The sequence below is a fragment of the Simiaoa sp. genome, assembly GCF_051972595.1.
Lineage (GTDB): Bacteria > Bacillota > Clostridia > Lachnospirales > Lachnospiraceae > Acetatifactor > Acetatifactor hominis.
In genome coordinates this window covers 97959-110207 of record NZ_JBOKRY010000001.1, presented here as the reverse complement: position 1 = coordinate 110207, position 12249 = coordinate 97959, and the positions used below count along the sequence as shown (strand labels likewise).

The window sequence follows — 12249 nt, the reverse complement described above, 5'->3', positions numbered from 1 at the left end:
TAGCCACGAGACTGTGTTGACAAATGATACGGGATCTAGTACCATAGTACTAAACAGTACGTTGGATATTGAGGGAAGTAATGGAGAAGGAACAGGGAAAGCTTATTATAATCGCATCAGTCGTATTTGCCATGGTGCTTCTGTGCATGATCTGTACATCAGGCAGTGCGCCGGAGGTAAAGTCATTACAGGAGTGTACGCCGGACGCAGTCAGTGTCTTGGATGACGGCAGGGAGCTGTACGATTTTATATTGGATCAAAACGATGATGAGACGAACTCGATCGTGTTTTATTCGGCACATCAGGAGATTGCGGTGTATGCAGATGGGAAGCTGATCTACCGGCTGGATGCTGTGCCCGGCATATGGGGAAATACTCCGGGCTGGACCTGGAATATTGTCAGGTATTCAAGTAATGTGAGCAGCCTGCAGGTACAGTTCACCCCCTGTTATCCGGAAGCGGCAGGTCAGCAGAAGACGTTTTATATCGGTGGCGGCTATAATATTTATCGTGGGGTGATGCGCCGGGCAATGCCTTCCTTTCTCATCAGCATGATGGTGATACTGATAGGATTGTATATTAGTATTTATTGGATCGTTATCCGCAGCGGCAGCCGGATCGACGGGACCTTATTGTATCTGGGTATTTTTTCCATTCTGCTGGGAATATGGTCGGCCAATGAGACGGATGTGGCAACGCTGCTCCTGGCCAACAGGCAGGGATGCTCTTATCTGGCATTTGCTACGCTCATGCTGTTGCCGATGTCCTGTATCCTGTTTGTGAAGAGCTTTCTGGAGATCAGGGATGACCGGTTTTGTAGAATTATCTGTAATGCTAATCTGGCATTGATCGTCCTGACGCATATACTGAATGCAACAGAGATATATGAGTTCCGGAGAAGCCTGTGGATGACGCATGTGTTGATGATTCTGACGATTCTATACCTGCTGGTGGTCATCTGCAGCAAAATTGTCAGAAGGCAGCTGGATCAGAGGCTGAAGGCATGTGTAGGGGCACTGCTGCTTGTATTTTTTGCTACTATTATAGATGTGGGCGGCTATTATAAAGCCGGTAACGCCGTAGGTGTATTTGGCAGAAGCTCTTTCTTGCTCTTTATTGTGGTGCTGGGAATAGAATCCGCCAGACAGACGGTTGCCCGACTGAAAAAAGGTCGAAGGGCAGAGGAGCTGGAGCAGTTTGCCCTGAATGATTCCATGACCGGCATGTATAATCGAAATGCTTATGATTATTTTGTGAAAAACGAGAAGGATTTTGAAGGATATGTCATAGTGACCTTTGACCTGAACAATCTTAAGCAGTGTAACGATCAATATGGCCACAGGGCAGGGGATGAGTATATTATCAACGCGGCACATATCATAGAGGACAATTTTGAACGCTATGGGAAATGTTATCGCATTGGCGGGGATGAATTCTGCTGTATCATTCCGAAGGGAAGATTTTTTAAGATAGAACGTGTGATGCATAAGATCGATCAGGATGTAGAGATATTGAATCACAAGAACATCATTCCCGTTCCTGTGGGAATTGCCTATGGGCATGCTGTATTCACGGCGGATGATACGGATCCGGAGAAGGTGCGTGAGCGTGCAGATAAGGATATGTACCGGAATAAGAATACGATGAAGCAGTTCTGACCAGGGAATCTACTTGATTGTTAACTATATTATAAAAATGGTTGACAATTAAAAAACACCATGCTATTCTGACAGAGGTTTTTACAAAAGACATCTGACAGAAAGGCATGGTTTTTTATTATGACAACACAGACGACAACACGAAGCAAGACTTATGACATGGTGTACATTGCGGTATTTGCGGTTCTGATCGCGATCTGCTCCTGGATCTCCATCCCGATGACGGTTCCTTTTACGTTACAGACCTTCGCAGTATTCCTGGCAGTCGGCGTACTGGGCGGTAAGAGAGGAAGCCTTGCGGTATTGATCTATATTTTACTGGGTGCAGTAGGCATTCCCGTATTTGCCGGTTTCTCCGGTGGTATCGGTCGGTTACTTGGCAACACCGGCGGTTACATCATTGGATTTTTATTCTCCGCACTGCTGATGTGGCTGATTGAGAAGCTGTTCGGACGTAAGACATGGGTGCTGGGTATCTCCATGGTACTGGGCCTGATCGTGTGCTATGCTATCGGAACGGTGTGGTTCATGGTTGTATATGCGCAGAATTCCGGAGCTGTCGGTCTGGCTACCGTACTGGGCTGGTGTGTAATTCCTTTCATCATTCCGGATCTGGTGAAGATCGCACTGGCACTGACACTGAGTAAGAGACTGTCTAAGGCTCTGAAGCTGAACGGACAGGAATAAAGGATACACCGGATATGGAAGTGACAACAACTTACCGGATCCGTCCGCACCACGGCATGTGCCTGTATTTTTTTGAAGGGAAGGGATACAGTGAAGGGTTCACTAAGCATATGGCGGAGGTGAAGGAATGGCTTCTGGGAAAAAATGGACCGTCATCCCTGCAGCTTGTCGGAGCGACGGATGAGATCTGCAGCGCCTGCCCGCATAATAAGGGTGGCAGCTGCGAGTCTGCGGAGAAAGTAGACCGATATGATGCGGGTGTATTGAAATACACCGGATTAAAGACAGGTCAGGAAATGACTTTTGCGGAATTTGAGCGGATCGTGGAAGAGAAGATTCTGCAGCCGGGATATGGCAAGGTCATTTGCGGAGACTGCCAGTGGAGAGATATCTGCCACAAATAACTTAAATAAAAAAGCGCACCTCCCCCCAGGTGCGCTTTTTGTGTGCGGCTATAGCCGCACTGTTATCTCACGAAGAGGTAAGCCGTGTATGCAACATACAGAAGCACGCACGCAGCCCCTTCACTGCGGGTCATGCGTCTGCCGGTACGGGCAAATACGAAGAGCAGAATGGCACTGCCAAGGAGCAGTACGGTGTCGATGACGGACTCTCCGAGGACATGCAGAGGGCTGATCACCGCGGACATTCCGAGGATAAACAGGATGTTGAACAGGTTGGAGCCGATGGCATTGCCCAGCGCCAGTCCGCTGTCTCCCTTTTTCGTGGCAACGATGGAGGTCACCAGCTCCGGCAGGGAGGTGCCGATGGCGATAATGGTCAGTCCGATGAAATTCTGGCTGACACCAAAATTCGTAGCAATGATACAGGCTTTATCCACGACGAGATCACCGCCGAAGATAACGGCAGCCAGACCTCCGGCAATATACAAAAGGCTGCGGGGCAGGGAGAGAATCTTGCCGGGTTCGCCCTCTTCTCTGTTTTTCCGGGCAGAATAGATCATAAATCCGAGATATACGATCATGCCAAGCAGCAGGACTGCACCCTCAATGCGGCTTAAGCTGCCATCTAAAAACATCAGACATAATACGACGGTTACCAGGATATTTAGCGGCATATCCCGCTTCAGGATCTCTCCGTGGGGCATAAAACTGTGCAGGAATGCACAGATACCCACGACCACCAGACCATTGAAGATATTCGAGCCGACGACGTTACTGATGGCGATATCATTACTGCCAGCCAGTGCGGCATTGATGCTGACGGAGGCCTCCGGAGCACTGGTGCCCATGGCAACGATGGTCAGACCGATGATGACACTGGGAACCTTCAGGATCCCCGCCAGGGAGGAGCTTCCCTCCACGAAAAAGTCCGCACCTTTGATCAGAAGTATAAATCCTACGAGTAACAATATGTATTCCATAAGCTGTCCTTTCCTGCAGCAAGCGTCTGTATTCTTAGAAAAAAGTATAAAAATAGAGACTTTTACCGCATCAAAAATGATCGATAAAAGTCTCGTTACTTACAATAATAACCGGTCCGACGGACGTGATGACGATTATCATTCCGGACAGCTTCGTACACATTCTGTAATCATTCTATCAGAAACCATCCGGGAACTACTCCCTCTTAACTGTGCCCTCATTCTACGAAAAAGGACAAGCACTGTCAACAGACTTTGTAAATCTTGACACTATTTTAACACGAACTCCATCTTCACGGGATCATGGTCGGAGTAGGAATAGCCGGTGTTTACATTCTCATAGGACAGGCACTCGATATTGTCGGAGATAATGAATCCGTCCAAAGTTACGGTATAAGTTACACCGGGGACATATTCCATATCTGCGTTTCTGGCACTGTTCCAGAGCGCTGCCTGCTCCTCTGTACTTAACAGATCCAGGCAGAAAGCAAAATGCTCCGGCAGCTCCGTTCTCGGAAAAGGAAATGCCCAGGACTCACAGCTCTCCGTATCCTCTTCGGAAGCCTTCAGGTCGTGGTTAAAGTCGCCGCCGCAGAGCACATAATTCCCGGCTTCGTATTCTTTTGCCATATCATTGCACAGCATCTCAATCTGTCCCTGGCGGATGGCATCGCTGTTGCCGTAAGCGGACATATGCAGATTGAAGATCACCAGCTCCTTGCCATTGTCCACCGGGATCCGGGAGACGCTGTAGCAGCGGTCCAGATCGAAGAACTTGCTGAAGGAAGTGGAGATGGGGAAGCTTCGGCGCAGAGCAGAAGACACCGGATATTTCGAGAACAGTCCAAGTCCTGCCCGGCTGCTGCCGTGGGGCTGTGTAAACGGATAGAACAGGAAGGCAGAATCATAATTCTGCGCAAATACGGTAGTATATTCCGGCAGAAGGTTGCGCAGCATCTCGTATTCATCCGTATGATAGCTTCTGGTGGCATCCAGATCGATCTCCTGGATCAGCGCAAAATCCGGGTCTAATGACTTCACCAGCTCTCCCGCACCGTTTATGGCATATTGTACGGTCTCCGGGCTTTCCGCCCAGGAGGAGGTACCGCCGTCCATGAAGAAGCTGTAATCCGGCAGATAAGCACCAAAGCCGATGTTGTAGGTCACTGCGGAATATTCCGTATCCGTAACCAGCACCGCAGCCGCACCTGTGGTAGTATCGTCGACCGGTGCCTCCACCACCAGTTCCTGATTATCCTCAATCCTGTAATAACTGGCATAGAGGTAGACGATGTAAGCCAACAGTGCGAGGATGAGGATCCCCAGCACGATACATATGGTTTTTAATAACGTTTTACATAAATTTTTCTTTTTCATATCCTTATTTTAACAAGCCTTGCGGGAAATGGCAAACAGGAATATTTTATTTGTTATTTGTGTGGCCTTATGCTAAACTGGTGCTGGACGATATTTGGCATCCGGGAATTCTCCGGTTTTGAGGAAGCGGGGTTGGTCGTTCAGCCGTCTGCCGGATGGTACGCCGGTCAGACCGTAATAAGAATCTGAAAGTATAACATTATAAAGAAATGAAAAGAGTAAGAAAACGTTTATTGCTGACCGTATGCGCTATGGTATTGCCTCTTGCGGTGACGCTGATCATATATAATATTTATTCTATGACAGCGCTGAACCGGCAGGCTGCCCAGAGCGCAGCCGGTACCGGCTATATTTACGAACAATTTTATGAGAAAAGTATTAAAACGGTCGAGTCTTATATGATCTCGGAAATGGTAGGAAATGATTTCAGGAGACTCAATTATCCGTTGGAGTCATTACAGGCTTATCTGTGCGGGCAGAACATTCTGGAAGATTTTACAAAATATCTGACTTCGGATGTGGATGGACTGGTGGCACTGGAATTTTATTCGGAGAGTAACGATCTGGTCCGGATCAAACATGCCACGGGTACTCGCTATGTGCCGACCAAACAGTCTGGAATATGTCGGGCTGTCTATGAGGAGATGAAGCAGGGGGAACTGAATAGTGACTGGTATGTTATTCCGGTGGGGGATGACTATTTCCTGATCCGGATTCTGAAATACGGCTCGGTGTATATCGGTGCGGTCATGGATTTCGACCAGTTTATGAAGCCCTCCTCGGAAGTTGAGGGAAAATCGTCTTATCTGGTCCATGCAACGCAGGACGGACAGGCGCTGAATCAGAAAAATCTGTTGGAAGAGAAACAGATCGAACTGAAACAGAATTCCAAGGGTTATTACATCACGGGGAAAGGAATGGAGCGATACCTTGTGGTGTATGAGCAGCTGCCCTACGGTGATCTGGTGCAGTATTACATCAGTCCCTACGGAAGCTTCTGGAACTATATGGGAGCTTTGCAGTGGTTTCTGCTGTTTTGCAGTTTTATTTTTATTCTGCTGATCCCGATTCTGTATTTTTATATGTATCGTTTCTTTGTGGCACCCTTAGAGGGATTGAAAGCAACCATGGAAGAGATCGCTGAGGGTGATCTGAACGCCTACGCGGAGGAAAACAGTGATGTGGAGGAATTCCGTCTGATGGCGACTACCTTTAATCATATGATAGATCAGATACAGAAGCTGAAGATCGATGCCTATGAGCAGGAGCACAGGATTCAGAATGCAACGATTCAGTATTTACAGATTCAGATCCGCCCCCACTTTTTTCTGAACTGCCTGAAGAATTTCTATGCGCTGGCGGAGCAGAAGGAATACCGCTCCATTCAGGAACTGACTCTGGCGCTGTCTTCTTATCTCAGAAAAGTGATCGCTTATGAGGAAGATACCATCAGTGTCCGGAAAGAGATGGAGAGCGTGGAATCCTACCTGAAACTGTCACAGCTGGGATTGTCCGTACCGGTGAATTACAGCATCGCCGTGGACGAAAAACTGGAAGAATTTCAGATCCTGCCGTTGTCGGTGCTGACTTTCGTGGAGAATGCAGTGAAATACGGTGTACAGTCCCAAAAAACACTGCTCATCAGTATCCGGGTATCGCTACTCCCTGGAGAGACGCCGGAGGATACTTATGTGTGTATTACGATTCTGGACAACGGTCCCGGTTTTCCGGAAGATGTGCTGCATTTTCTGAACAAGGGACAATTCGCAGAAGAGAAGACCGCGGGGATCGGTATCCAGAATGTCTGGAAACGTATTAAAATACGTTATGAGGAAAAAGCAACAATATTATATAGCAACTCGAACGGAGCTTGCGTGGAGATGTATTTACCCTATGGAAAAGATGAATGTATTAATAGTAGATGATCAGATCAATGTGGTAAGCGGTGTCATGTTTGGGGTGCATTGGGATCGTCTGGGGATTTCGCAGATATACAAGGCATATAATGCATATGAAGCAAAACAGGTCCTGTTGGAGAAGCAGGTGGATATCATGCTGTGCGACATTGAAATGCCGGTGGAAAACGGGCTGAGTCTGTTGGCATGGTGTAGAAAGCAGGAAATGGATGTGGAGACCATTTTTCTGACGGCACATGCGGACTTCCTGTATGCCAAGGAGGCCGTGGCGTTGGGGAGCTTTGACTATATTTTACAGCCAGCGAGATATGAAGAGATTGAGGATGCCGTCGGAAGAGCGGCGGAGAAGATCCGGATGAAACAGCGGGTCAACGAGGACTCCCGCTACGGACAGCTGCTGAAGAACAAAAAGGGATTTGTCCTGGGGGCAATGTTAGCGGATCTGTTCTCGGAGGAGAAGGATGACGTGGAAATAGCAATGCGGAACCTTGGAGAAATGGGGATCCGTGTGGCGGAAAATTCCAGACTGTGCCTGATGGATGTGGTTCGTTGGGGAAAGGGACTGGAGAACTGGGATCAGACGCTGTTATATGATACGATTTCCAATGTGCTGGAAGAACTGTTCTACCCTTACGCCTGGAAAGCACTTCTCTATCAGCAGGAAAAGGGAATCTATTATGTACTTCTGTGCACCGACAGTGCGGCAGAACTGAATGAAGAATCCATGTATCATCAGATGGAACGTTTTCAGATTACATTTCAGAATTTTTTTGACTGTGGAGTTGCCATATATTACGGTGCACTGGAGGATCGGCAGGCGGTCTGGGAACTAGTGCGGATTCTGAAAAAAGCCGACCAGAACAATGTTGGACGCAAAGAAGGAATCTACAATGTGCAGGAGAGCAAGCAGAAGGAACGGAAAGCAGAGGAACACTACTGCGAGAACTGGGTACAGCTTTTGGAAAATGAACTGTATGATACCGTGGTAAAGGATGCTTCGGATACCTTGCAGAGATTGGCGGCGGAGGATCAACTGAATTCCAAAAATCTGATGCGGTTTTACCAGAAGATTATGGGTGTAATCTATCTGGTACTCCAGAAATTAAATATGGATATGGAGCAGTTGTTCCCGGAGGAAGAGATCATGCAGCGTGCCATGTCCGCCTATACATACACGGAAGATACGTTATGGCTGGTAAAATATGTGACGGCGAGACTGCATGAACTGCGGAATACGGAGTCGGGGAAGGAGACCCAGATCGATGAGATATTCCAATACATCCGAAGCCACATGGATGAGGATATCAAGAGGGATGATATTGCCGATGCGGTGCACCTGAACGCCAATTATATTTCCGCGTTGTTTAAAAACAAAACGGGAATGTCATTAAAAGAATATATTATCTCAGAGAAAATGACACTTGCCCGGAACATGGTCCGGGAGACGGCGTTACCCATCAGTGTGATCGCCATGAAAGTGGGATATACCAACTTTTCCCATTTTTCCCAGAGCTATAAGAAGATCAACGGGGTCTCACCTACGGAGGATCGGGAAGAGACCGGGCACACAACCGAATAGTTTTTCAAAATGTCACATTTTTTACAATAGAATGTGACATTTTTGATATTCCGGAAGGAGGAAAGTAAAAAAACATATTTTTTTGACACAAACAACTTTTTTAACAGATAGATACGATCGTGGGATTTTTTTATAATGAATTCATCATCAATGAAGACCTACGAAGGGAGAAAAAATTTATGAAAATCAAAAAGTTATTGGCAACAGGACTTGCTACCGCGATGGCAGTAACGACTCTTGCAGGATGCGGATCTACCACAGATAACAACGCTTCACAGAGCGCAGGCACAGACAGTGCGGCAGGAAGCACACAGGCGGCAGCGTCAAATGATGATGTGACCACCATTACCATCTACGCGTACAATAATTCCACCACGGAGGCTGCAGAAAAGGTTGCGGCAGCAGTAAGCGAGATCACAGAGCCCGCCATTGGCGTAAAAGTAAACCTTCTGACCGGCGTAAGCTCAGAGCAGCTGAATCTGGCACTGGCTTCCGGAGAAGATCTGGATTTGTTCTTCGCAATGCCTTGGCAGGTATCCATGTCCACCATGGCAACTACAAACCAGATTGTTGCCCTGGATGATCTGCTGGCAGAATATGCACCGGATGTATTGTCCGGTATCTCCGAGGATGACTGGCGGTGCTCTACCGTATCCGGAAGTATCTACGGAGTACCGATGAACAAGGATAAGGCACAGGGGCGTGGCTTTGAAATGGTAAAATCCATTGCGGATGAACTGGGAATCGACTACTCCACTCCATGGACTTACGAAGATTTGGATGCCAATCTAAGAAAAGTAAAAGAAGCATATCCGGATATGTATCCCCTGGTTCCCAACGGCGGAACAATGATCTATCCGGCATGGGCATGTGACGTGCTGAGCGATGATCTGGGCGTACTGGAAAATGCACTTTTCGACAGTACCCAGGTAGTGAATTTCTACGATACAGATTCCTTCAAGGAATATTGCAAGTGGGTATACCAATGGGCACAGGAAGGTCTGATGATGCCGGATGCAGTCAATACCACAGAAGGGTATCAGGAATTCTTCAACTCAGGTGTCGGTTTTGGTACTTTCACTTCCTTCAAGGCAGGATTTGAAGCAGAAGAGACCAGAAAATGCGGTAAAGACATCGTAGTAGTACAGATGGAGAACGGTGCACCCCATTCTACCACAAGCATGGTAAATGCAAGCTGGTGCATTGCTAATAACAGTAAGAACCCTGAAAAGGCAATGCAGATGCTGAATTTGATGTACACCAACCCTGAAGTATCCAACCTGTTAGTCAACGGTATCGAAGGCGACAACTGGGTATTCGCAGATGAGAGCAAGGGTGTGATCACCTATCCGGAAGGTGTGGATTCTTCCAATACTTCATACTCTTCCGTAGGTTGGGCTTGGCCTAATGAACAGATTACCTATGTATGGGAAGGTGATGATCCTGATGTATGGGAGCAACTGGGTGAGTTCAATAAGAATGCACAGCCCTCTCCTGCAAAAGGATTTGTATGGGATAACTCAGAAGTACTGAATGAAGTAACTGCATGTAACAATGTAGTAGAGAAATATCGTGCAGGTCTGTTGACCGGATGCTTGGATCCTGAGACAGCTATCCCCCAGATGAATCAGGAACTGGATGCAGCAGGTATCAACACCATTATCGAAGCTAAGCAGGCACAGCTGGATGCATGGCTTGCAGAGCAGAACTAAAGCACTACAAATCATAAAAATAATCGTCCAAACCTAAAATATAAGCTTTGAAGCCAAAAGAGGTCCCGCCAGTTCTTTGGTGGGACCTCTTTCAAAAGAAAGGAACAGGTAATACTCATGAATAAGAAGAGTACTTTCGTAAAATGGAGACGTTATCTTCCTTTATATCTCATGTTGATCCCCGGTGCTGTATACATTTTTATCAACAACTATATCCCCATGGCGGGACTGATCATGGCATTTGAAAAATATGATTACAAACTGGGAATGTTTAAGAGCCCGAAGATCGGACTTGACAACTTTACTTATCTATTTGCCACAAAAGATGCACTGAATATTACCAGAAACACATTATTATATAATGCAATATTTATTATCCTGGGGAATATCCTGGCCATTACGGTAGCAATTCTGTTAAATGACGTGAGATCCAAGACGAAGAAAAAACTATATCAGACGCTGATTCTGATCCCTTATCTGATCTCCACAGTCATCGTCAGCTATATTGTATATGGCTTTTTAAATACACAGAACGGATTCATTAATAACTCTATTTTGGAGCCTTTGGGCAAGAATGGCATCGCCTGGTATTCCCAGCCAAAGTATTGGCCTTTTATTATTACATTTGTCTATCTATGGAAAAATTTCGGCTACAGCAGCATCATCTATTTCGCAACGGTGGTGGGAATCGACAAGACCTATTATGAAGCGGCGGTGATTGACGGAGCTACCAGATGGCAGCAGGTCAGATATGTGACACTATCCAGTCTGAAACCCACAATCATCACGCTGGTGCTGATGTCCATCGGACGTATTTTCTATTCAGACTTCGGCCTGTTTTATCAGGTACCTATGAACAGCGGAGCCTTGATCGATGTGACTAATACGATCGACACTTATGTATATCGTGGACTAACAACACTGAACAACGTGGGTATGTCGGCGGCAGCAGGCTTCTATCAGTCCATCGTTGGATTCATTTTGGTACTGACCGCCAATATGATCGTCCGCAAGGTCAGCCGTGAAAATGCACTGTTTTAAGGAGATGAGATTATGGTCATAAAAGATACAAAATACCAGGTTGTAATCAATACCGTATTAATTATATTGTCTCTGATGTGTGTCATGCCGTTTATACTGTTGCTCAGTTCTTCCATCACTTCAGAGACGGCACTGGTGAAGACAGGCTACCGGTTCTGGCCCACGGAGATCGACCTGTCCGCCTATAAATATTTGCTGATGGACAGTACCTCCATTGTCAGAGGCTACGCAATATCCTTTTTCGTGACAATTGTGGGAACACTGACGAGCCTGATGCTGACTACTTTATACGCTTACCCGTTGTCCAGAAAAAATCTGCCGGGAAGAAATATTTTTGCCTTTTATATTTTCTTTACCATGTTGTTCAATGGTGGACTAGTTCCTGGCTACATGATGTGGACACAGATGTTCCATATTAAAAATACGATATTTGCTCTGATCGTTCCCGGTTTGTTGTTAAACGCATTTAATGTCATTATGATGCGTACATACTTTACGACAAACATCCCGGAGGAAGTCCTCGAAGCGGCAAGGATCGACGGTGGCGGAGAACTCTACATCCTCACTAAAGTAGTACTTCCTATGTCGAAACCCATTATCGTGACGTTGGTACTGCTGATCGGACTGTCTTACTGGAATGACTGGCTGAATGGTCTGTACTATGTGAACCGGGATAATCTGTACAGTATTCAGGTATTGTTGAAGAAGATGATGGATGATATTGAGATGATAAAAAAGGCTTCCGCAGCCGGAGCAAGTACCATGAAGATGCCCTCCATTTCCATTCGTATGGCAGTGGCGGTTATGGGAGCACTGCCTATCATGTGTGTCTACCCATTCTTCCAGAAGTACTTTGTCAAAGGTATTGTCATCGGAGCAGTAAAAGGATAAATAA

At 46.6% G+C, this 12249-nt stretch carries 10 protein-coding genes; 8 read left to right on the top strand and 2 right to left on the bottom strand.

Annotated elements, in window-relative coordinates; translation table 11 throughout:
* Positions 1-80 precede the first annotated feature (80 nt).
* The 3 genes from ACTRDR_RS00500 (at position 81) to ACTRDR_RS00490 (ending at position 2749) form a co-directional block, all read left to right on the top strand.
* Positions 81-1658 carry a diguanylate cyclase domain-containing protein gene (locus ACTRDR_RS00500; RefSeq protein ID WP_440525756.1) on the top strand — a complete coding sequence of 526 codons (1578 nt, stop codon included), beginning with the start codon at positions 81-83 and terminating at the stop codon, positions 1656-1658.
* 120 nt (positions 1659-1778) lie between these two features.
* Positions 1779-2345 carry a biotin transporter BioY gene (locus tag ACTRDR_RS00495; protein WP_440525755.1) on the top strand — a complete coding sequence of 189 codons (567 nt, stop codon included), beginning with the start codon at positions 1779-1781 and terminating at the stop codon, positions 2343-2345.
* Positions 2346-2359: 14 nt separating this feature from the next.
* Positions 2360-2749, top strand: a complete 390-nt coding sequence (locus tag ACTRDR_RS00490; RefSeq protein WP_440525754.1) for a DUF1284 domain-containing protein — start codon at positions 2360-2362, stop codon at positions 2747-2749.
* A gap of 62 nt (positions 2750-2811) precedes the next feature.
* Here the strand turns inward: ACTRDR_RS00490 and ACTRDR_RS00485 are convergent, their stop codons facing one another.
* Positions 2812-3729 (bottom strand): calcium/sodium antiporter, encoded by a 918-nt coding sequence (locus ACTRDR_RS00485; RefSeq protein ID WP_118537455.1) that lies wholly within the window; start codon positions 3727-3729, stop codon positions 2812-2814.
* A 270-nt stretch (positions 3730-3999) separates the two neighbouring features.
* On the bottom strand, positions 4000-5106 hold the full coding sequence (locus tag ACTRDR_RS00480; RefSeq protein WP_440525753.1) for an endonuclease/exonuclease/phosphatase family protein: 1107 nt from the start codon (positions 5104-5106) through the stop codon (positions 4000-4002).
* 209 nt (positions 5107-5315) lie between these two features.
* Here ACTRDR_RS00480 and ACTRDR_RS00475 point away from each other — a divergent pair, with 209 nt between their 5' ends.
* The 5 genes from ACTRDR_RS00475 (at position 5316) to ACTRDR_RS00455 (ending at position 12245) form a co-directional block, all read left to right on the top strand.
* A complete protein-coding gene (locus ACTRDR_RS00475; RefSeq protein ID WP_440525752.1) occupies positions 5316-7031 on the top strand; it encodes a sensor histidine kinase in 1716 nt (571 codons plus the stop codon).
* Complete coding sequence (locus tag ACTRDR_RS00470; RefSeq protein ID WP_440525751.1) at positions 7000-8601, top strand: response regulator transcription factor; 1602 nt, start codon at positions 7000-7002, stop codon at positions 8599-8601. The genes ACTRDR_RS00475 and ACTRDR_RS00470 overlap by 32 nt, the downstream gene beginning before the upstream one ends.
* A gap of 179 nt (positions 8602-8780) precedes the next feature.
* Positions 8781-10313, top strand: coding sequence for an ABC transporter substrate-binding protein (locus ACTRDR_RS00465; protein ID WP_440525750.1), 1533 nt, complete (start codon positions 8781-8783; stop codon positions 10311-10313).
* A 117-nt stretch (positions 10314-10430) separates the two neighbouring features.
* A complete protein-coding gene (locus ACTRDR_RS00460; protein WP_440525749.1) occupies positions 10431-11354 on the top strand; it encodes an ABC transporter permease in 924 nt (307 codons plus the stop codon).
* 12 nt (positions 11355-11366) lie between these two features.
* Positions 11367-12245 carry a carbohydrate ABC transporter permease gene (locus ACTRDR_RS00455; RefSeq protein WP_118537447.1) on the top strand — a complete coding sequence of 293 codons (879 nt, stop codon included), beginning with the start codon at positions 11367-11369 and terminating at the stop codon, positions 12243-12245.
* Positions 12246-12249 lie beyond the last annotated feature (4 nt).